Below are 21,296 nucleotides of genomic sequence, written 5' to 3' on the forward strand. Positions count from 1 at the left end.
ACTTAGGTAGAGACTTGTCCGGGACCTGTTGGGGAATCATTTAGCCCCATAGGAGTCGGAACAATGCTCGCCAACCTGGCATATAGATAGCTGGCCGTTGGTTTTTTGATCTGTTTTCGGCGAGGGTTGCTCGTGATTGTTAGTCCCTGTAATGCACCAAAATTGACTGCCAAACGGTTCCGAAGCGCTCTGGTAGCGGGCTCAGCACTGCTCTGCCTGCTCAGCGCCGGCCAGCTTTGGGCATTCAATCTGGATGATGTATCGGCCAAGGCAAAAGAGATGGCCGGTCAAAAATACGAAGCCCCGCGCAGTAACCTGCCGAACGAATTCCGCGAAATGAAATTCGCGGACTATCAAAAAATTCGTTTCCGCACTGAAAAAGCCGAATGGGCGGATCAGAAAACCCCGTTCAAGCTGTCCTTCTATCACCAGGGCATGCACTTCGATACGCCGGTAAAAATCAACGAAATCACGGCGAACACCGTCGAAGAGATCAAATACGACCCAAGTCGTTTCGATTTCGGCGATGTTCAGTTCGATCCTAAGGCCACCGAACAACTGGGTTATGCCGGTTTCCGTGTGCTTTACCCGATCAACAAGGCCGACAAGCAAGACGAAATCATGACCATGCTGGGCGCGAGCTACTTCCGCGTGGTCGGCAAGGGTCACACTTATGGCTTGTCCGCTCGCGGCATGGCCATTGATACCGCATTGCCGTCCGGCGAAGAATTCCCGCGTTTCACCGAATTCTGGATTCAACAGCCAAAACCGGGTGACAAGCACCTGGTGATCTTCGCGCTGCTGGATTCGCCACGCGCCACCGGTGCTTATCGTCTGACCCTGCGTCCGGGCAGCGACACCGTCGTCGACGTCAAGGCCCGCATGTTCCTGCGTGACAAGGTCACCAAGCTTGGCGTTGCGCCGCTGACCAGCATGTTCCTGTTCGGCGCCAACCAGCCGTCGAAAGTGCTGAACTACCGTCGTGAACTGCACGATTCCAGCGGTCTGTCGATCCATGCCGGCAACGGCGAGTGGATCTGGCGCCCACTGAATAATCCAAAACACCTGGCCGTGAGCAACTTCTCGATCGAGAACCCGCGTGGTTTCGGCTTGCTGCAACGTGGCCGCGACTTCAGCCACTACGAAGACCTCGACGACCGCTACGACAAGCGCCCAAGTGCCTGGATCGAGCCAAAAGGCGATTGGGGTAAGGGCTCCGTCGATCTGGTCGAGATTCCGACTGCCGACGAAACCAACGACAATATCGTTGCTTTCTGGAGCCCGGAAAAACTGCCTGAGCCTGGCCAGCCGCTGGACGTCGCTTATCGCATGCACTGGACCATCGACGAAGCCGCTCTTCACGCACCGGACAGCGCCTGGGTCCAACAGACCCTGCGCTCCACGGGTGACGTGAAACAGTCCAACCTGATCCGTCAGCCGGATGGCAGCGTTGCCTATCTGGTGGACTTCGAAGGTCCGTCCCTGGCAGCACTGCCGGAAACCGCGGACGTTCGCAGCCAGGTCAGCGTTGGCGACAATGCCGAGCTGGTCGAGAACAGCGTGCGTTACAACCCTGAAACCAAGGGCTGGCGCCTGACCCTGCGGATGAAAATCAAGGATCCGGGCAAGCCTACCGAGATGCGTGCGGCACTGGTTCAGAGCATCGTGCCTGCCGATCTCGCGAAGTCTTCGGTTCCAGCGTCCAATTCTTCTGTTGCCAAGGCTGACAAGGTGGCTGCCAAGCAAGCGGAAAAAGCGGACAAGGAAGCGAAAGCGGCCGAGGCCAAGCAGGCTGACGCCAAGCCTGTTGCCGATACCAAGGACAAGGACAACAAAGACGCCAAGCAGCCTGTTGCTGCGGACGCGGCCCCAGCCACACCGGAATCGTCCTCGACTGAAGAAGTCCTGACCGAGACCTGGAGCTACCAGTTGCCTGCCGATGAGTAATTCTCAAGTAATGCCAGAGACTCTTGCCGAGTATCTGGCGCATCTACCGATGACCGACGAGCAGCGCGCGGAACTCGCGGGCTGCCAGTCCTTCAGCGAGTTGCACCAGCGTCTGTCGTCTTCGACGTTTGACGCACCGGCCGAGGCTGCGCAAGCCTCGGTGGGCCGTCGCTTGACCCTGAACACCGCTGAAGAGCTGGAAGAAGCGGAAATGCTGGTGCTCGACGCCAGTGGTCGGGTTTGCCTCAAGGCTACCCCGCCGATCCGTCGGACCAAAGTCGTGCCGGAGCCATGGCGCACCAACATTCTGGTGCGTGGCTGGCGTCGTCTGACCGGTCGCACCAATCCACCGGCCCCGCCGAAGGACGAGAACGTGCTGCCGGCGGCTCGCTGGCGCACCGTCGGTTCGATCCGGCGTTACATTCTGCTGGTCCTGATGCTCGGTCAGACCATCGTCGCCGGCTGGTACATGAAAGGCATCATGCCTTACCAGGGCTGGTCGTTCGTCGACCTGAACGAAGTCTTGCACCAACCGATCCTGCAAACCGTCACGCAAGTGCTGCCGTATGCGCTGCAAACCAGCATCCTGATTCTGTTCGGGATTCTGTTCTGTTGGGTCTCGGCCGGTTTCTGGACGGCGCTGATGGGCTTCCTCGAGTTGCTCACTGGCCACGACAAATACCGCATCTCCGGCAAAAGTGCCGGCAACGAGCCGATCGCCAAGGACGCTCGCACCGCACTGGTGATGCCGATTTGCAACGAAGACGTGCCGCGCGTGTTTGCCGGTTTGCGGGCGACTTTCGAGTCGGTTGCGGCCACGGGCGACCTGGATCGCTTCGACTTCTTTGTCCTCAGCGACAGTAACGACGCGGACATCTGCGTTGCCGAGCAGCAAGCCTGGCTGGACGTTTGCCGCGAAGCCAAGGGCTTCGGCAAGATCTTCTATCGTCGCCGTCGCCGCCGCGTCAAACGCAAAAGCGGCAACCTCGACGACTTCTGCCGTCGCTGGGGCGGTGACTACAAGTACATGGTCGTTCTCGACGCGGACTCCGTGATGAGTGGCGACTGCCTGACCAGTCTGGTGCGCTTGATGGAAGCCACGCCGGACGCCGGGATTATCCAGACGGCGCCGCGTGCGTCGGGCATGGACACGCTGTATGCGCGCATGCAGCAGTTCGCGACCCGTGTGTACGGCCCGCTGTTCACCGCCGGCCTGCACTTCTGGCAGTTGGGCGAATCCCACTACTGGGGTCACAACGCAATCATCCGCATGAAGCCGTTCATCGAGCACTGCGCCCTGGCGCCGTTGCCGGGTAAAGGTGCTTTTGCCGGTGCGATTCTGTCCCACGACTTCGTCGAAGCAGCGCTGATGCGCCGTGCCGGCTGGGGCGTGTGGATTGCCTACGACTTGCCGGGCAGCTATGAAGAACTGCCGCCGAACCTGCTGGATGAACTCAAGCGTGACCGTCGCTGGTGCCACGGCAACCTGATGAACTTCCGCCTGTTCCTGGTCAAAGGCATGCACCCGGTTCACCGTGCGGTATTCCTGACCGGCGTGATGTCCTATCTGTCTGCGCCTTTGTGGTTCTTCTTCCTCGTGCTGTCGACGGCGCTGCTAGCGGTCAACACCTTGATGGAGCCGCAGTATTTCCTTGAGCCGCGTCAGCTCTATCCGTTGTGGCCGCAATGGCACCCGGACAAGGCGATTGCGCTGTTCTCGACGACGATCGTGCTGCTGTTCCTGCCGAAGCTGTTAAGCATCATCCTGATCTGGGCCAAGGGCGCGAAAGAGTTCGGCGGCAAGTTCAAGGTGACCCTGTCGATGCTGCTGGAGATGCTGTTCTCCATGCTGCTGGCGCCGGTGCGGATGATTTTCCACACCCGTTTCGTACTCGCCGCGTTCCTCGGCTGGGCCGCGACCTGGAACTCGCCGCAACGTGACGACGATTCCACGCCATGGAGCGAAGCGGTCAAGCGCCACGGTCCGCAAACCTTGCTGGGCTTCTTCTGGGCGCTGCTGGTGATCTGGCTGAACCCGAGCTTCCTGTGGTGGCTGGTGCCGATCGTCGGTTCGTTGATGCTGTCGATTCCGGTGTCGGTGATTTCCAGCCGTGTCGGCCTGGGCCTCAAGTCCCGTGACGAAAGCCTGTTCCTGATCCCTGAGGAATACAATCCGCCGCAGGCGTTACTGGCAACCGACCAGTACACCCACGAAAACCGTTGGCATGCGCTGAACGACGGCTTCATCCGCGCAGTGGTCGATCCCCAGCAGAACGCTTTGGCGTGCTCGCTGGCGACTTCGCGTCACGGTGTGGCCGAGCCGATCGAATGGTTGCGGATCGAGCGGGTGCGTCACGCATTGAAAGTCGGGCCTGAAGGCCTGAACAACAACGAGCGTGTGCAACTGCTGAGCGACCCGGTGGCATTGGCTCGCTTGCATGAGCAGATCTGGAATGAAAGCCACCCCGAGTGGCTGCAGGCATGGCGTAAATCGGTGAAGGCCGATCCCCATGCGCCGTTGCTGCCGCTCAAACCGCTGAGTGCGCAGCCTCAGTTGGCATAACAAAAAACCCCGCGAAAGCGGGGTTTTTTTTGTGCTGATGATCATTCCCACGCTCCGCGTGGGAATGCAGCCCGGGACGCTCCTCGTCCCAAGAGCGGACGCAGAGCGTCCATTGAGGCATTCCCGCGCAGGAGCGTGGGAACGATCAAAAAGTGCTGGGCGTGATGAAAACCCTGGCCGTGGAAGGCATGACGCATGGTCTGCGTCACCCACGAAATGGGCTTTGCATGGGAAGTGGCGGATCAGTGCTGTTCTTCGATCACGGCAAATTGCTGGAGATGCCTCGCCGTCCGAGTTCTTTGATGCGCCGAAGGATCCGCGGGCTCAGGCGTTTTTGCGTCAGGTCCTCAACAGTAGCGCCTTGGGGGCCGCTAATCGCTAGCAGGCTAGCTCCCACAGTGGATTTGTGGTGTTCACACCAAACCCTGTGGGAGCCAGCCTGCTGGCGATGGCATCAACTCGGTTCCAAGCGGACCGAGGCATTCGCATCACCTCAAACCTTGAACCTGCCAACCAGCATCTGCAGATGCGTCCCCAACCGCGCCAGCTCAACGCTGGAGGCCGCGGTCTCTTCGCTGGCTGCCGAGGTCTGCTCAGACACGTCGCGCACGTTCAGCACGCTACGGTTGATCTCCTCGGCCACCGCGGTTTGCTGCTCGGCAGCGGCGGCAATCTGCTGGTTCATCGACTGAATCGCCGACACGGTGCGGGTGATGCTTTCCAGCGAGCTGCCGGCGCGGCGGGTCAGTTCGACGCTGCTGTCGGTCAGGCTGCGGCTGTTGTCCATGATGGTTGCCACTTGCTGGGTGCCGGTTTGCAGGCCGACGATCAGCTCTTCGATTTCCTCGGTGGACTTCTGGGTGCGCTGGGCCAGGCTGCGGACTTCGTCGGCGACCACCGCAAAACCGCGTCCGGCCTCACCGGCACGGGCGGCTTCAATCGCAGCGTTGAGCGCCAGCAGGTTGGTTTGCTGTGCCACGGATTTGATCACGTCGAGCACACTGCCGATCTTGTCGCTCTCGCGTTTGAGATCGCCCATGGCTGCGGTGGAATTGCCGACTTCGAGGGCCAGGCGCTCGATCTGGGCGATGGCTTCACCGACCACTTTGTCGCCTTCGCGGGCCTGTTGATCGGCGGCGACGGCGGCTTCAGAGGCTTCTTCGGCGTTACGCGCGACTTCCTGCACGGTGGCGGTCATTTCGTTCATCGCGGTGGCCACTTGGTCGGTCTCGATCTTCTGGCTGTTGACCCCGGCGCTGGTCTGCTCGGTGACGGCCGACAACTCTTCGGCGGCGCTGGCAATTTGCGTGACGCCGTCGCTGATGCCGCCGATCAGTTCGCGCAGGCCCACGGTCATGTTCTGCATGGAGCGCTGGAGCTGGCCCAATTCGTCGCGACGCTCGGAAACAAGGTTTTGCGTCAGGTCGCCAGCCGCCACGCGCTCGGCGACTTTTAGGGTCTGGTTCAACGGAATCACGATCTGGCGAGTGATCGCCCATGCCGCCAGCAAGCCAAACGCCAAGGCCAGAACAGTGGCCATCAGCAGCAGGTTCTTGGCGTGCGCAGCGTCGGTGTCCCGGACGATGGTTTGTGAAACGGTGAGTTTTTTGCTGACGTCGAGCAGGATCTGGCCTTGCTCGGCCATGCGCTTGAGGGCGGCGGCGCTGGCAACCTGCGAATCGCGGTACTGGCTGACGGCGGCGCGGTAGGCTTTGAGCGAATCGGTGGCCTGTTGCAGGTTGGCGATGTGCTGCTCCGGCAGTTTGGACGGCAGGCCTTCGAGGTTCTTCAGTGCGTTGTCGATGGCGTCCAGCGCAGGTTGCTCGGCCTCGGACTTACCGCTGTAGGTGTAGCCGCGAACCTGGAAGCGTGCCTGCTGAATCAGCTTGCTCAGGTCGATCACACTGTTGAAGTCGGCGACGCTGTCGCCTTGCAGCATGGATTTTTCGACTTCAGCGACGCGGGCCACCGCGTTGTCGGCGGTAGCACCCAGTTTGCTGCGGGCGTCTTCGCGATTGGCGCCGGCCTGGGTCATCGCGATGAAGGCTTGTTTGTATTGGCTGACGGCGGCGAGTTGCTGGTCGATCATCGCCACGTCAGACGGCTGTTCGATCAATTTACGGGCGGTTTGCAGACCGGCGTCGAGTTGGCTCAGCAGGTCGTTGACCGCGGCCGGGCCTTGTTCGCCCCGGCGTATTTCGTAGTCCTGACGGGCCAGGCGCAGGTCTTTGGTCAGGTCGTTGAGGCTGGCGATGAACCCGAGCTTGTCGCCACGGCTCATCACGCCTGTCAGGCCGGTCCAGCCTGTAAAGGTGATCAGCAAGGTTAGAAGCAGCACCAGACCGAAGCCGATCCCCAGTTTGCGATTGACGCTTACATTTCCCAGATTCTCGGCTAGCCAACGGTACATGCTGCTACTCCCTCGGACCACTAGTTGGTTTTATGGGAACTGTATCGGCAGGCGGGCGGGAATCTGTAGGCGCAACGCGATGTTCAGGTGTGTGAATACCTGTGGCGAGGGAGCTTGCTCCCGCTCGGCTGCGGAGCAGTCGTAAACCGATGGATACGGTCTGGCTGGATAAAAAGCAGTGGCCGCTGCGCGCCCAAGCGGGAGCAAGCTCCCTCGCCACAGTGGACCGTGATTGACCTTAGAAAAGTCGGGCGAGCAGCGCGGTGACGGCGGTTTCGACGCGCAGGATGCGCTCGCCAAGTTGTACCGGTTGCAGGCCGGACTTCGCTAACAGGTCGATTTCGTAAGGAATCCAGCCCCCTTCGGGGCCGATGGCCAGGGTCACCGCTTCATTCAGGCCTCGGGGGCAGGGCGGGTAGTTGCCGGGGTGGCCGACCAGGCCGAGGGTGCCTTCGGAAATGGCCGGCAGACGATCTTCGACGAACGGCTTGAAGCGTTTCTCGATGACGATTTCCGGCAGTACGCTGTCCCGGGCCTGTTCCAGGCCAAGGATCAGTTGCTCGCGAATCGCCTCTGGTTCCAGAAACGGGGTTTGCCAGAAGCTCTTCTCGACGCGATAGCTGTTCACCAGAATGATTCGTGGCACACCCATGGCCGCCACGGTCTGAAACACCCTGCGCAGCATTTTCGGCCGTGGCAGAGCCAATACAAGCGTCAGTGGCAGCTTGGCCGGTGGCGGCTGGTCGAGGGTGACGCGCAGTTCGGCTTCATCGGCGTCCAGACGCAGCACTTCGGCCGAGCCCATCAGCCCGCCGATACGCCCGACGCGCATGCTGTCACCCACCTCGCAACGATGAACTTCCTGCATGTGCGTCAACCGGCGATCACGCAGGATCACCCGGTCGGCCGCAATGAAGTCGGCCTCGATGAGGAGCAGCAGGTTCACGGCTGGGTCGCTGGCGGTTGGTCGTTGTGATCGTCAGCTGGCTGGTCGTCCGGGTGTTCGCCGCGCTTGCTGATCAGTCCGCCGAACAGGATGCCGATTTCAAACAGCAACCACATCGGTACGGCCAACAGCGTCTGCGAGAAAATGTCCGGCGGCGTCAGGATCATGCCGACCACGAAGCAGCCGATGATCACGTACGGGCGGATTTTTCTCAGGTATTTGACGTCGACCACGCCGATCCACACCAGCAGCACCACGGCCACCGGGATCTCGAACGCCACGCCGAACGCGAAGAACAGCGTCATGACGAAGTCGAGGTAGCTGCTGATGTCGGTCATCATTTCCACACCGGCCGGGGTGGCGGCGGCGAAGAATTTGAAGATCAGCGGGAACACCAGGTAATAGGCGAACGCCATGCCGGCGTAGAACAGCATGATGCTCGATACCAGCAACGGCACGGCGACGCGCTTCTCATGCTTGTACAGGCCCGGCGCGATGAAGCCCCAGATCTGATGCAGGATCACCGGGATCGCCAGGAACAACGAGACCATCATGGTCAGCTTCAGCGGCGTCAGGAACGGCGACGAAACGTCGGTAGCAATCATCGTCGCGCCCACTGGCAGGTACTGGCGCAGCGGCGTCGAAACGAAGGTGTAGATCTGCTGGGTGAAGGCGAACAACCCGGCGAAGATGATGAAGATCGCCGCTACGCAACGCAGCAAGCGGGTACGCAACTCGGTGAGGTGCGAAACCAGCGGCATGTGCTGGTCGTTTTCAGGAAGATCGCTCATGGGGCTCGCGGCGGCAGTGTTGGGTCATGAGGGGCCAGCGCAACAGGCGCAGCCGCAGGCGTCGTGGCAGGTGCAACCGGTGGCGTTGCAGCAACGGGCGCAGGCTCCGTGGCCGCTACAACAGGTGCAGGCACGGCGGCGGGAGCATGAATCGTCTGCTCCGCCACCGGTTCAACCGGCTGAACCGGTGTGGCCTCCTGTTGGGTCGGCGTGAAGATCTTCCGCGCCTCCTGTTCCAGTGACAGGATGTGCTCGTTGTGCAGTTGCCGACGAATCTCGTCGGCACCGATTTCACGTTCAACTTCCTGTTTGATCGCGTTGAAGCTGCGCTTCAGACGACCGACCCACAGGCCGGCGGTGCGCGCAGCACCCGGCAGACGCTCGGGACCCAGCACCAGCAGGGCGACGAGGCCGACGAGCAGCAATTCAGAGAAGCTGATACCAAACATTAGTCAGTGCTCACACGTCTTTGCGGATCGGCTCTTCGACTTTTTGCGCCTGCACGTCGATGGTGTGCGGCTGGTTCACGGACTGGGTGGTCTGTGGCTGAACCGGTGGCACCGGTTGTGCCGGCGTAACAGTCGGATCGGCCGGTTTTTCGTCGTCGTTCATGGCTTTCTTGAAACCCTTGATCGACTCGCCCACGTCAGTGCCGAGGTTTTTCAGTTTCTTGGTGCCGAACACCAGAACGACAACAACCAGGATGACGATCCAGTGTTTCCAGTCAAAAATGCCCATGTTGCTGCTCCTCTCTAATAGTTGTTCAGGCGGACGGGCGCGAGGCTTTCTCGGCGTGTCCGGACAGACCGAAACGACGGTCCAGTTCATCGAGTACAGCCTGTGGATGCTGCCCCAGTTGGGCGAGCATGACCATGCTGTGGAACCACAAATCGGCGGTCTCGTAGATCACATCGCTGCAGTCACCGCTGATGGCGGCGTCCTTGGCGGCAATGATGGTTTCGACCGACTCTTCGCCGACTTTTTCCAGAATCTTGTTCAAGCCCTTGTGGTACAGGCTGGCGACATACGAGCTGTCGGCGGCGGCGCCTTTGCGCTCTTCCAGCACCTCGGCCAGACGGGTCAGAGTGTCACTCATGGGTGTGTCCTGCGGAATAGATAGCGTGCGGGTCTTTCAGAACCGGATCGACGGTTTTCCAGTCGCCGTTCTCGAAGACGCGGTAGAAGCAGCTCTGGCGACCGGTATGGCAGGCGATGTCGCCGATCTGCTCGACCATCAGGATGATCACGTCGGCGTCACAGTCCAGGCGCATCTCATGCAACGTTTGCACGTGGCCGGACTCTTCGCCCTTGCGCCACAGCTTGCCACGGGAACGTGACCAGTAAATGGCACGGTTCTCGGCAGCGCTCAGTTCCAGCGCTTCGCGGTTCATCCAGGCCATCATCAGGACGCGCCCGGTCTTGTGATCCTGGGCAATCGCCGGCACCAGGCCGTCTGCGTCCCACTTGATCTCGTCCAGCCAGTTTTTCATCTTCGACTCCGACAGCGGGTTCCACACTTCATGAGCAGAACCCAAGCGTTCAAACAGTGTGCCAGCGTGCGGGGGCTCTGGCTATCGGCGAACGACCAGATACAAACCGACGGCCACCATGATGCCGGCCGGCCAGTGACCCAGTTCGTTCAACGGCCCACCGGCAGCGAGTATCGTGCCACCGGCCAGGTGCGCACAGCCGAGCAGTCGCAGGAACCAGTCATCCTTGCGTTTGTGCCACGGCGGTGGCGGATCGTTGGCGTGGGGCTGGGACATGCGTTCGAGCAGGTCGCGGGCCATGTTGGCCAGGTGCGGCAGTTGTTCGAACTGGCTCTGCACGTTGCCGATCAAGGCTTTGGGGCTGACGCGCTCGCGCATCCAGCGTTCGAGGAACGGCTGCGCGGTGTTCCACAAATCGAGGTCCGGGTACAACTGGCGGCCCAGGCCTTCGATGTTCAGCAAGGTTTTTTGCAGCAGCACGAGCTGCGGCTGTACTTCCATGTTGAAGCGTCGAGCGGTCTGGAACAGGCGCATCAGCACCTGCCCGAATGAAATATCTTTTAACGGTTTTTCGAAGATCGGCTCGCACACGGTGCGGATCGCCGCTTCGAATTCGTTGAGTTTGGTTTCCGCCGGTACCCAGCCCGAATCGATGTGCAGCTGCGCGACGCGCCGGTAATCACGCTTGAAGAACGCGAACAGGTTGCGCGCCAGGTAATCCTGATCTTCCGGGGTCAGGCTGCCGACGATGCCGCAGTCGATCGCAATGTATTGCGGGCTCCATGGGTTCACGGTGCTGACGAAGATGTTGCCGGGGTGCATGTCGGCGTGGAAGAAACTGTCGCGGAACACCTGGGTGAAGAAGATTTCCACCCCGCGTTCGGCGAGCATTTTCATGTCGGTGCGCTGGTCGGCCAGGGTCGCGAGGTCGGTGACCTGAATCCCGTAGATACGCTCCATCACCAGCACTTTCGGCCGGCACCAGTCCCAATAGACTTGCGGCACGTACAGAAGCGGCGAGCCGTCAAAGTTGCGCTTCAACTGACTCGCGTTGGCCGCTTCGCGCAGCAGGTCGAGTTCGTCGTAGATGGTTTTTTCGTAGTCCAGGACCACGTCCACCGGGTGCAGCAGACGTGCGTCGGCCGAGAGCTTTTCGGCTGCGCGGGCAAGAATGAACAACCACGCCAGGTCCTGGGCGATGATCGGTTTCAGACCCGGGCGGATCACCTTGACCACCACTTCTTCGCCGGTTTTCAGCTGCGCGGCATGCACCTGCGCCACCGAGGCCGAGGCCAGCGGTTCCACATCGAAACGGCTGAACACTTCACTGATCTTTTTGCCGAGTTGCTCTTCGATCAGATTGACCGACACCTGCGAATCGAACGGCGGCACGCGGTCCTGCAGCTTCATCAACTCGTCGGCGATGTCTTCGGGCAACAGGTCGCGGCGAGTGGACAGGATCTGCCCGAACTTGATGAAAATCGGTCCAAGGTCTTGTAGCGCCAGGCGCAATCGTGCTCCACGGCTCAGGTCCAGCGTCTTGCGCGGAAACCAGCGCCACGGCAAGGCGTAGCGTAGCGCCAGGAGGAACCAGGGCAGTGGCAGGGCGAACAGCAGGTCATCGAGGCGGTAGCGAATCACAACGCGCTGGATGCGCAACAAACGGCGGACGGCAAGCAGCTTCATGCGTTATCGCTTGGGTCGAGGGATCGGGAAAGGCGCTCGAAACGCGCCTCGAGACGTTCCAGATCGAGCTTGATCTGGTCCAGTTCACTGAAACGGGCTTCGGCTTCGCGCTGACCGACGAGGGTGCGCGATTCTTCGGCCAGGTATTCGCCAAGATTCTGATTCAGGCTGGCGAACCCTTGCTGATACCAGCGCGCGCGACTGCGCAGGTGACCGCCGACCAGTTGCGTGGCCACCGGACCCAGCCAGCGCGAGAGTTCGTACTCCCAGTCCAGCTCAAGGTCCTGAAGGATCGCCGCCAGTTCCAGCAGCACGCCGCTGTCGCCGTCGAGTTCGACTTCAGGTCCATGCAGGACTGAGGCCTTGTCCTTGCTCATTGTCAGTTTCAGCAGGCTGGAGGCCGGTGCGCGCAAGGTGCAATCGGCGCCGGTTTCCCAGTGGGAAGCCAGCATCAAGCCTTCGTCGCTGGGCAGGATGAACACTTGCAACGACGGGCTGCGGCAGTCGACGGCAATCACTTTGCCGCTCAAATGCGCCAGCCGCGGCAACGCCGTGCTGTCGAGGCGCAGCACCCGGTTCAGACCGAGTTCAACGCTGGCGAGCAGGCCGGCCAGCAACATCAGGGTTTGATGCCGCGGTGCAGGGCGACGATGCCTGCGGTCATGTTGTGGTAGGTCACGCGGTCGAAACCGGCCTCGACCATCATCGACTTCAGGGTTTCCTGATTCGGGTGCATGCGGATCGATTCGGCCAGGTAGCGATAGCTTTCCGAGTCGTTGGTGATCAGCTTGCCCATCAACGGCATGAAGGCGAACGAGTAGGCGTCGTAGGCTTTGGACATCAGCGCATTGGTCGGCTTGGAGAATTCCAGCACCAGCAAACGGCCGCCCGGCTTGAGTACACGCAGCATCGAACGCAGGGCGTCTTCTTTATGCGTCACGTTGCGCAGGCCAAAGGCGATGGTCACGCAGTCGAAATGGTTGTCCGGGAACGGCAGCTTTTCAGCGTCGGCCTGAACGAACTCGACGTTGCCGGCCACACCCAGATCCAACAGGCGGTCGCGACCGACCTTGAGCATGGATTCGTTGATGTCGGCCAACACCACCTGGCCGGTCGGGCCGACGAGGTGCGAGAATTTCTTGGTCAGGTCGCCTGTGCCGCCGGCGATGTCCAGCACGCGGTTACCGGTGCGAACACCCGACAGTTCGATCGCAAAACGCTTCCACAGACGGTGCATGCCGCCCGACAGGAGGTCGTTCATCAAGTCGTACTTGGCGGCTACCGAGTGGAAAACCTCAGCGACTTTTTCCGCTTTCTGGCTTTCCGGAACGTTTTTGAAGCCGAAGTGAGTGGTGGGTTCGGCATCGCTGCCTTTGCGCTGATCAGTCATATCGCTGTCACCAAAAGAGAATGCGGGACATTCTAATCCCGGTGGCCTGCTTTGTCTTGGCAAGGCTGAAGGTAAGATGTAGAACCGCCGGGACGTTTTGCCGCAGCAGCGGTCAAGATGCTTCAGGAAAGTATTCATAAAGCAGGAGTCATTCGATGGCCCGTATTAGTGTTGAGCGTGCCCACGGCCTGGGCAAGGAAGCGGCCCGCGAGAAGGCCGACAAGTTGGCGCAGAAACTGTCTGATCAATATGGCCTGGAGCCGCAGTGGTCCGGCGACACCCTGAACCTCAAACGCTCAGGCGTTAAAGGCGCAGTGCATGTGAGCGAGGATTCGATCAAGGTTGATGTCGAACTGGGCCTGATGATGTCGGCCATGAGCGGCATGATCAAAGCGGAAATCGAAAAGGCCCTCGATAAAGCGCTGGTCTGATTTTCGAGTCGAACTACATCCCCTGTGGGAGCCAGCCTGCTGGCGATGGCGGTGCATCAGTCAACATTGATGTTGATGGATAAATCGCTATCGCCAGCAGGCTGGCTCCCACATTTGTTTGTGGTGTGCCCGAAGTTTTATGTCAGTTGTTAGGGTGCCGTTTCTAATTTTTCTCCCTACTTTGTGCCTGAGCCCGACACTTTCGCGGGCAGTTCCTCAAACCTTCTGCGCGTGAGGTGCACCATGGCCAAAGTTATTTTGAAGAAAAAAATCGACGCATCGACCACTGCTCTGGGCGACGTCAAATCCTATGCCCGCAAGATCTGGCTGGCAGGCCTGGGGGCCTACACCAAGGTCGGCCAAGAGGGCAGCGAGTACTTTCAAGAGTTGATCAAGGCTGGTCAAACTGTTGAAACCAAAGGCAAAAAAGTAGTTGCCGAGAAACTTGAAGCGGCTAACTCAGAGATCGACGAAGCCAAGAGTGAAGTGAGCACTTTCAAAGCCAAGGTCGAAGTTCAACTCGACAAGGTCGAGAAGGCTTTTGACTCGCGTGTCGCAAGTGCCTTGAATCGTATCGGCATTCCGTCTAAACATGACGTTGAGACACTCTCTGCTAAGCTCGATGAGCTGACGGCATTGCTCGAACGCGTCGCGCGTAAATCTTAAGGAGAACGGGATGGCTGGTAAAAAGAACACCGAAAAAGAAGGCAGCTCGTGGATCGGGAAAGTCGAAGACTACTCCCGCAAAATCTGGCTGGCTGGTTTAGGCGTGTACTCGAAGATCGACACTGACGGCAGCAAGCTCTTCGATACATTGGTTAAAGACGGCGAGAAAGCCGAGAAGCTCACCAAGAACGCTGTCGGCAAAAAAGTCGATGACGTCAAGGATTCCGCTTCGTCGGCCAAGTCGCGCATCAGCGGCGTGAAAGATCGTGCGCTGGGCAAGTGGGATGAGCTGGAAGGGGCTTTCGACAAGCGTCTGAACAGCGCCATTTCGCGCCTGGGTGTACCGAGCCGCAATGAAGTGAAAGCGCTGCACAGCAAGGTCGATACCCTGACCAAGCAAATCGAAAGACTCACCGGTGCCAAGGTGGCGCCTGTTGCGGCGAAAACCGCAGCGGCCAAACCTGCGGCAGCTAAACCAGCAACCAAAAGCGCAGCCAAGCCACTGGCCAAGGCTGCCGCTAAACCGGTCGCTAAAGCCGCGTCGAAAGTCGCGTCCGCAGCCAAGTCAGCTACTAAAACTGCCGCCGCTAAACCTGCAGCAGCCAAGGCAGCGGTCAAATCGGTCGCTGCCAAAGCCGCAGCCAAACCAGCTGCCAAAACTGCAGCGGCAAAACCCGCAGCCAAGCCAGCGGCAAAACCTGCCGCAGCGAAGAAGCCAGCAGTGAAAAAACCGGCCGCTCCTAAAGCTGCCGCACCAAAACCAGCAGTGGCTGCCGCCAAACCGGCAACCTCGTCGACTCCGGTCAGCACATCCAACTCTGCTACCGCGCCGACTCCTGCTGTAACCCCGACTGCCGCGCCAGCTCCATCGACGCCAACCAGTCAGTCCTGATTTTCGGGGCTCAAGAAAACGCCCGGCCTGCAAAGGTCGGGCGTTTTTGTTTGTGCACGGTTCTGCACACACTGCGGCCCCCTGTGGGAGCTAGCCTGCTAGCGATAGCGATTTATCCGTCGACATTGTTGTTGACTGATGAACCGCTATCGCTAGCAGGCTAGCTCCCACAGGGGCGGCGGTGTTCAGGGGTTACTCGTGTTCTTCCAGGTATTGGAGGGCCAGTTGCTCCGTCGCCACCTTGATCGGCGGCAGCAAATGCGGCGCCACCAGCATCATGATCTGATACACCACCAACCTGACTTCACCCTCGCGATCGAGAATCCGCTGATAGTCCAGTGAGAACAGCAGCGTCATGGTGATCTGCTCCACCAACTGCCCCAGCGCTTGCGTATCGCTGACCAACTGCCCCTGAGCCTTCAAGCGCGCCAGCAATGAAGCCAGCGTGCGCTTCAGCGCATTGAGCAGGTTGCGGATCCCCTTGGCCAGTTTCGGCAAGCGTCCCGCCAGGTTCGACAGGTCCTGAAACAGAAACCGGTAATGGGCCAGCCGTTCGACGATCAGGTGCAGGAACAGCCAGTAATCCTCCGGTGCCAATTCCACATCAGCCGGAGGATCAAGCAGTGGCGCAAGCTCGGCCTGGAAACGCTCGAACAATCCGAGAATCAACGGTTCCTTGCCGTGGAAGTGGTAGTAGAGGTTGCCTGGGCTGATGCCCATTTCGTTGGCAACTTCCATGGTCGAAACGTTCGGTTCACCCTTCTGATTGAACAATTGCAGGGCACATTCGAGGATCCGGTCGCGGGTTTTCATCCAGTCTTCTTAATGGTCGAGTCATGCCACGGCAGACGTGTGCCGTGGTTCGTTGTCAGTCAGCGCACACGTACGTAAGTGCCGGGTGCCGCCTCCAGCGGTGGATAGTTCTGGTTGCCGAGGGTCATGTGGGTTTCTTTTTGCGCGCCCGAGCGTTCCTGAATCCAGCCCAGCCACTGCGTCCACCAGCTACCGTCGACTTGCTTGGCGTCGTAATACCAGGCCCGTGGGTCGCTGCTCAGTTTCGCGCCCTCGACGAAGTTGGCTTTCGGGTTCGATGGCGGGTTGAGGATGCTCTGCACATGACCGCTATTGGACAGCACGAAGCGGCGCTCGCCACCCAGCAGCAGCGTCGAGCGATACACCGCATCCCACGGCGTGATGTGGTCGTTCATGCCGGCCACACTGAAGCTGTCGACGGTGACTTTCTGCAAGTCGATCGGTGTGCCGCACACTTCCAGACCGCCCGAATGACCCAGCGGGTTGTGCTTGAAGAAGTCCAGCAGGTCGCCATGCAAGGCCGCCGGCAGGCGCGTGTTGTCGTTGTTCCAGTAGAGGATGTCGAACGCTGGCGGCTCCTTGCCCAGCAGGTAATTGTTGACGAAATAGCTCCAGATCAAGTCGTTGGGGCGCATCCAGGCGAACACCTTGGCCATGTCGCGGCCGTCCAGCACACCTTTCTGATAGGAGCGGCGCTTGGCCGCTTCCAGGGTCTGTTCGTCGGCGAAAAGCGTGGCCGGGCTGTCCATCTGACTGTCGAGCAAGCTCACCAGATACGTCGCGCTGGACACCCGACGCAGTTGCCGCTTGGCCTGCAAGTGGCCTTGCAGCGCGGCGATGGTCAGCCCGCCGGCGCAAGCGCCCATCAGGTTGACTTCGCGAGCACCGGTGATCGACCGGCAGACGTTCATCGCTTCTTCCACCGCTTCGACATAGGTCGACAGACCCCATTCACGATGACGCACATCCGGATTGCGCCAGCTGATCATGAACGTCTGCAGGCCGTTTTTCAGGGCGAACTGGACGAAGCTGTTGTGCGGGCTCAGGTCGAAAATGTAGTACTTGTTGATCTGTGGCGGCACCACCAGCAGCGGTTTGGAATACTGCTTTTCGCTCATCGGCTTGTACTGGATCAGCTCCAGCAGCTCATTGCGAAACACCACGGAACCGGTGGTGGTGGCGACCGTTTTGCCGACCTCGAAAGAGTGCTTGGTGACTTGCCGTGGCAGGCCGTCGTTGTGCAGGAAGTCGTCGAACAGGTGGCTGATGCCGCGCACCAGGCTGTTGCCGCCGGAGTTGAAGATCTCCTTGATCGCCAACGGATTGAGCAGGGTGTTGGACGGCGCCACGGCGTCATTGAGCAAGGCGAACGCGAAGTGGGCGCGAGCGCGATCGTCCGGGTTCATGTTGCTCTCGTCGATCCAGCTTTTGACCTGCTTCTGCCAGCTCAGGTAGGCCTGCAAGCTGCGGCGATAAAACGGGTTGAGACTCCACGCCGGGTCGGCAAAGCGATTGTCCTGCGGGTTGGTCGGGTGCAGGGTTTCACCCAGCAGCACGCGGCCCAGTTGGCCGCCCAGTTTCAAGGCATGTCGGGCGCTGTGCACCGGGTTGCGCAGGCCATGGGCGGCAACGCTGCGCAAGGTCGACAGCAGATCCCGGCCGCGCAGGCCGGTGATCGCACTTTGTGCGTTGATGAACGCGGCGGGAGTGGGCAAAAAGTCCCTCGGTGGTTTGTCGCGCATGTGTCAACACTCCTTCGTCATTCAGGCCAAATACAAACACATCGAACCAGAACACCATAGACGCTGTTACGGGTTGTTGCGCGGTACGGCGTCCTGCCGACCGACAATGGGCCGGTTAACCGCCCAATGGCGTCGGATGCGGATGCATCACGGCGCGCTGACGTTCCTCCTCGAGGAATTTCATGATGATCGGTGCCACGGCTTCGGCGCGGGTAATCAGGAACAGATGCCCGTCATCGATGATGTGTAACTGAGCATTGGGGATTCGCCAGGCCAGCAGGCGCATGTTGATCAGCGGGATCAGTGGATCGTCGTCGCCCGCCAGCACCAGAGTCGGCTGATGGATCTTGTGCAGCCAGTGAATGCTGGTCCAGCCAAGCCCGGCGAACAGCTGCCAGTAGTAACCGAGCTTGCCCGCAGAACGCACTTTCGCTGCGTGGCTAGCGGCGAGCGTAGGATCGCGACGGAACGAACCGCCATAGATCATCGGCGCAATGCGGATCACGTGAGACGGCTGGATGTAGCGCCGAGGGCTGGCCATCATCCAAAGCACTTTCGGTTTGCCCGGCACCATCACCGCACCGGCCGCCGTGGCCGCCAGCACGAGTTTCTTGCAGCGCTCGGGGTAGTCGTACGCGAACTGTTGGGCGAGGGCACCACCCCAGGAAACGCCGATGACGTTGACCTGTCCGTAGTCGAGGTAGTCGAGCATCCGTGCCGTGAGTTTCGCCAGCCCCGGAAAACGGTAGGGCCGGTTGGGCGTCGACGAACCGCCGACACCGGGTACGTCGAAAGCGATGACTTCCAGGTCCGGGTCCAGCGCCGCGACAAACGGAAACACCAGCTCCAGGTTGGCGCCGATGCCGTTGAAAATCAGCAAGGGCGTCAAGTGAGGCTTGCCGGGGCGTACCGCCGTGCGGAGGGTCTGGCCATCCAGGTCGACAGTACGGAATATGAACGGTTGCGGCATGCATCAGGCCCTGTGGGTGAATTATCCCGGTTCCTTGTAGGAGCGAAGCTTGCTCGCGAAGGCGTCAAGTCAGTCAACTTCCATGTTGAATGAATGACCGCTTTCGCGAGCAAGCTTCGTCCTACAGAGGGCGCGGGGTGTGTCGGTTACCGCTCGTGTACGTAAGTGCCTGGCGCCGACTCGCCTGCCGGGTAAGCCTTGTTGCCCAGGCTCGCCGGGGATTTCTTCAGCTTGCCCGAACGCTCGGCCTGCCAGGCCTGCCAGTGCAGCCACCAGGAGTCAGTGTGCTTGGTGGAATTCTCCTGCCATTCTTCGGCTTTGACCGGCATCTCCGTGCTGGTCATGTAGCGCGATTTCGGGTTGCCCGGCGGGTTCAGAATGCTCTGGATATGCCCGCTGCTGGACAGCACGAATTCAACCTTGCCGCCGAACAACTGCGCCGACTTGTAGCAGGACTTCCACGGGGTGATGTGGTCGTTGGTGCCGGCCAGGGAAAAGATGTCGGCCGTGACTTGCTTCAGATCGATCGGCGTACCGCACACTTCCAGTGCATCGGGACGAATCAGTGGGTTGCTTTTGAACATTTCGATCAGGTCGCCGTGGAACGCGGCGGGTAACCGGGTGGTGTCGTTGTTCCAGAACAGAATGTCGAACACCGGCGGCTCGTTGCCCAGCAGGTAGTTGTTGACCCAGTAGTTCCAGATCAAATCGTTGGGGCGCATCCAGGCGAAGACCTTCGCCATGTCGCGGCCTTCCAGCACGCCGGCCTGATAGGAATGACGCTTGGCGGCTTCGAGGGTCTGTTCGTCAACGAACAGGGCCACGTCGCTGTCCAGGGTGGTGTCCAGCACGCTGACCAGCAATGTGAGGGCGTTGACCTTCTTCTCGCCGATCGCGGCGTAGTGGCCCAGCAGCGCGGTGCAGGTGATACCCCCGGAGCAGGCACCGAGCATGTTCACGTCTTTGCTGCCGGTGATCGCGGTGACCACGTCGACCGCTTCCTTGAGTGCCTCGATGTAGGTCGACAGACCCCACTCGCGCTGCTCCTTGGTCGGGTTGCGCCAGCTGACGATGAACGTCTGCACGTTGTTGCGCAGGCAGAAACGCGCCAGGCTCTTGTCCGGGCTCAGGTCGAATACATAGAACTTGTTGATCTGCGGCGGCACCACCAGCAGCGGGCGCTCGTGCACCTGCTCGGTGATCGGGCGGTACTGGATCAGTTCCAGCACGTCGTTGCGGAACACCACCGCGCCTTCGGTCACGCCCAGGCTCTTGCCGACTTCGAACGCACCCATGTTGACCTGGCTCGGCATACCGCCGTTGTGCACCAGATCCTTGGCCAGATGCGAGAGGCCGTCGAGCAGGCTTTTACCACCTGTTTCGAAGAAGCGTTTGACCGCTGCAGGGTTGGCCGCACTGTTGGTCGGCGCCATGGCTTCGGTCATGAGGTTGATCACGAAATGCCCGCGTGCCACATCCTTGGGCCCGAGGTTGCTGTCGTCGATCCAGTCGTGGAGTTCCTTGCGCCACGCCAGGTAAGTTTGCAGATAACGTTTGTAGAGCGGGTTCTGGCTCCAGGCCGGATCGTGGAAGCGACGGTCATCGCTGGTCGGTTGCAGCTCGGATTTGCCGAACAGCACGTTCTTGAGTTCAAGGCCGAAATGAGCGACATGCCTTGCGCTATGAACCGGTTGCCGGATGGCCTGCCTGAGCACCATTCGAGCAGAAGCCAGTAGATCCTTTCCACGCAGCCCAACGACAGGATTCAGCCCCAAAGTATTTTCCGAGGCCTGATATTTCAAGTCATCGTTATTCTTGTTACTCATCTACGACGCTCCATTGTCCTGAGACGAGTACCAGGGTCCAGCTGTGTAGGTACACAGCCAATGCCAGGTACTTCTGCTCGGGTGACCGTTAATTCTGCATCACTGCTTTTTACCGCAGAGAGCACTGCAGGGAACTTGCCAGTTCCATTGGTTACCCGAGTTTAATTTTTTTCGCAAGCGGGCCAATCATTGACCCAGGAGCGGAGCATTCAAACAGATGGAATTAGAAAATGCCCTCTAAAGAGCAAGAGGCCTGACCTAGAGCATCAGCTTGACGATGGATTCATTCGGATCGCGGGTTTTGCCGGCGGCTTTCAGTTCGGCAAGATAATCGTTCCAAAGGTCGTCCTGACGCACGCCCAACTGGTACAGATATTCCCAGGTGAACAGGCCGCTGTCGTGGCCGTCGTCGAAGGTCAATTTCAGTGCGTACTGACCGGCCGGTTCTACCTTGGTCAGGCCTACGCCGATCTTGCCAAATTGCAGGATAGGTTTGCCGTGGCCCTGGACCTCGGCGGAAGGAGAGTGCACGCGAAGGAACTCGGCGGGCAGATGATGTTCCTCGCCAGACGCGTATTTCAGCGACAGGGTTTTCGAGGCTTTGTGCAGTTTGATGTCGGTGGGGAGTTGGGTCGTCATGGGGCCGGTCGTCCGTCTTAATGGAGGCCCTGTGTTGGCGGGTGATCCTGTGGCGAGGGAGCTTGCTCCCGCTCGACTGCGCAGCAGTCGTAAA

20 protein-coding genes and 1 pseudogene are annotated in these 21,296 nt (G+C 60.0%); 6 read left to right on the forward strand and 15 right to left on the reverse strand.

Going from position 1 to position 21,296, the window contains the following annotated elements:
- Positions 1-132 precede the first annotated feature (132 nt).
- The 3 genes and pseudogenes from ACA070_RS01760 to ACA070_RS01770 form a co-directional block, all read left to right on the forward strand.
- Positions 133-1,947: a glucan biosynthesis protein G gene (locus tag ACA070_RS01760; RefSeq protein WP_497449798.1), complete on the forward strand. Its 1,815-nt coding sequence runs from the start codon at positions 133-135 to the stop codon at positions 1,945-1,947.
- Positions 1,940-4,510: a glucans biosynthesis glucosyltransferase MdoH gene (mdoH, locus tag ACA070_RS01765; RefSeq protein ID WP_497449799.1), complete on the forward strand. Its 2,571-nt coding sequence runs from the start codon at positions 1,940-1,942 to the stop codon at positions 4,508-4,510. Before ACA070_RS01760 ends, mdoH begins: the two co-directional genes overlap by 8 nt.
- 149 nt (positions 4,511-4,659) lie before the next feature.
- Positions 4,660-4,892: pseudogene (locus ACA070_RS01770) on the forward strand (hypothetical protein); the annotation flags it as partial.
- 111 nt (positions 4,893-5,003) lie between these two features.
- Here ACA070_RS01770 and ACA070_RS01775 read toward each other — a convergent pair.
- The 10 genes from ACA070_RS01775 to ubiE form a co-directional block, all read right to left on the reverse strand.
- Positions 5,004-6,920, reverse strand: a complete 1,917-nt coding sequence (locus ACA070_RS01775; RefSeq protein ID WP_497449800.1) for a methyl-accepting chemotaxis protein — start codon at positions 6,918-6,920, stop codon at positions 5,004-5,006.
- Between the two features lie 238 nt (positions 6,921-7,158).
- On the reverse strand, positions 7,159-7,866 hold the full coding sequence (locus ACA070_RS01780) for a 16S rRNA (uracil(1498)-N(3))-methyltransferase (RefSeq protein WP_497449801.1): 708 nt from the start codon (positions 7,864-7,866) through the stop codon (positions 7,159-7,161).
- Positions 7,863-8,657, reverse strand: a complete 795-nt coding sequence (tatC, locus tag ACA070_RS01785; protein WP_497449802.1) for a twin-arginine translocase subunit TatC — start codon at positions 8,655-8,657, stop codon at positions 7,863-7,865. The genes ACA070_RS01780 and tatC overlap by 4 nt, the downstream gene beginning before the upstream one ends.
- Complete coding sequence (gene tatB / locus ACA070_RS01790) at positions 8,654-9,106, reverse strand: Sec-independent protein translocase protein TatB (RefSeq protein ID WP_497449803.1); 453 nt, start codon at positions 9,104-9,106, stop codon at positions 8,654-8,656. Before tatB ends, tatC begins: the two co-directional genes overlap by 4 nt.
- A 10-nt stretch (positions 9,107-9,116) precedes the next feature.
- The gene (locus tag ACA070_RS01795; protein WP_010464483.1) at positions 9,117-9,395 is read right to left on the reverse strand and encodes a twin-arginine translocase TatA/TatE family subunit; all 279 of its coding nucleotides are present in this window, start codon (positions 9,393-9,395) and stop codon (positions 9,117-9,119) included.
- Positions 9,396-9,420: 25 nt separating this feature from the next.
- Positions 9,421-9,753, reverse strand: a complete 333-nt coding sequence (locus ACA070_RS01800; RefSeq protein WP_008047820.1) for a phosphoribosyl-ATP diphosphatase — start codon at positions 9,751-9,753, stop codon at positions 9,421-9,423.
- Positions 9,746-10,147 (reverse strand): phosphoribosyl-AMP cyclohydrolase, encoded by a 402-nt coding sequence (gene hisI, locus ACA070_RS01805; RefSeq protein ID WP_054054645.1) that lies wholly within the window; start codon positions 10,145-10,147, stop codon positions 9,746-9,748. The genes ACA070_RS01800 and hisI overlap by 8 nt, the downstream gene beginning before the upstream one ends.
- A gap of 81 nt (positions 10,148-10,228) precedes the next feature.
- A complete protein-coding gene (gene ubiB / locus ACA070_RS01810; RefSeq protein WP_497449804.1) occupies positions 10,229-11,833 on the reverse strand; it encodes a ubiquinone biosynthesis regulatory protein kinase UbiB in 1,605 nt (534 codons plus the stop codon).
- Entirely contained in the window at positions 11,830-12,453 is a 624-nt protein-coding gene (locus ACA070_RS01815) for a ubiquinone biosynthesis accessory factor UbiJ (RefSeq protein ID WP_497449805.1), read from the reverse strand. The genes ubiB and ACA070_RS01815 overlap by 4 nt, the downstream gene beginning before the upstream one ends.
- Positions 12,453-13,223 (reverse strand): bifunctional demethylmenaquinone methyltransferase/2-methoxy-6-polyprenyl-1,4-benzoquinol methylase UbiE, encoded by a 771-nt coding sequence (gene ubiE, locus ACA070_RS01820; RefSeq protein WP_007948968.1) that lies wholly within the window; start codon positions 13,221-13,223, stop codon positions 12,453-12,455. The genes ACA070_RS01815 and ubiE overlap by 1 nt, the downstream gene beginning before the upstream one ends.
- Before the next feature lie 155 nt (positions 13,224-13,378).
- Between ubiE and ACA070_RS01825 the strand changes: the two genes are divergently transcribed.
- The 3 genes from ACA070_RS01825 (at position 13,379) to ACA070_RS01835 (ending at position 15,212) form a co-directional block, all read left to right on the forward strand.
- Positions 13,379-13,654: a polyhydroxyalkanoic acid system family protein gene (locus tag ACA070_RS01825; protein WP_015093124.1), complete on the forward strand. Its 276-nt coding sequence runs from the start codon at positions 13,379-13,381 to the stop codon at positions 13,652-13,654.
- A 243-nt stretch (positions 13,655-13,897) separates the two neighbouring features.
- Positions 13,898-14,320, forward strand: a complete 423-nt coding sequence (locus tag ACA070_RS01830; RefSeq protein ID WP_219093384.1) for a phasin family protein — start codon at positions 13,898-13,900, stop codon at positions 14,318-14,320.
- Positions 14,321-14,330: 10 nt separating this feature from the next.
- Positions 14,331-15,212: a phasin family protein gene (locus tag ACA070_RS01835; protein WP_497449806.1), complete on the forward strand. Its 882-nt coding sequence runs from the start codon at positions 14,331-14,333 to the stop codon at positions 15,210-15,212.
- Between the two features lie 192 nt (positions 15,213-15,404).
- Here the strand turns inward: ACA070_RS01835 and ACA070_RS01840 are convergent, their stop codons facing one another.
- From ACA070_RS01840 to ACA070_RS01860, 5 genes are all read right to left on the reverse strand, one after another.
- The gene (locus ACA070_RS01840) at positions 15,405-16,025 is read right to left on the reverse strand and encodes a TetR/AcrR family transcriptional regulator (RefSeq protein WP_033055348.1); all 621 of its coding nucleotides are present in this window, start codon (positions 16,023-16,025) and stop codon (positions 15,405-15,407) included.
- 59 nt (positions 16,026-16,084) lie between these two features.
- Positions 16,085-17,767: a class II poly(R)-hydroxyalkanoic acid synthase gene (phaC, locus tag ACA070_RS01845; RefSeq protein WP_497449807.1), complete on the reverse strand. Its 1,683-nt coding sequence runs from the start codon at positions 17,765-17,767 to the stop codon at positions 16,085-16,087.
- A 115-nt stretch (positions 17,768-17,882) separates the two neighbouring features.
- The gene (phaZ, locus tag ACA070_RS01850; RefSeq protein WP_497449808.1) at positions 17,883-18,737 is read right to left on the reverse strand and encodes a poly(3-hydroxyalkanoate) depolymerase; all 855 of its coding nucleotides are present in this window, start codon (positions 18,735-18,737) and stop codon (positions 17,883-17,885) included.
- Between the two features lie 146 nt (positions 18,738-18,883).
- On the reverse strand, positions 18,884-20,563 hold the full coding sequence (phaC, locus tag ACA070_RS01855) for a class II poly(R)-hydroxyalkanoic acid synthase (RefSeq protein WP_497449809.1): 1,680 nt from the start codon (positions 20,561-20,563) through the stop codon (positions 18,884-18,886).
- A gap of 258 nt (positions 20,564-20,821) precedes the next feature.
- A complete protein-coding gene (locus tag ACA070_RS01860) occupies positions 20,822-21,202 on the reverse strand; it encodes a gamma-butyrobetaine hydroxylase family protein (RefSeq protein ID WP_497449810.1) in 381 nt (126 codons plus the stop codon).
- Between the last annotated feature and the right edge of the window lie 94 nt (positions 21,203-21,296).

Source organism: Pseudomonas sp. LBUM1678, from assembly GCF_059695575.1.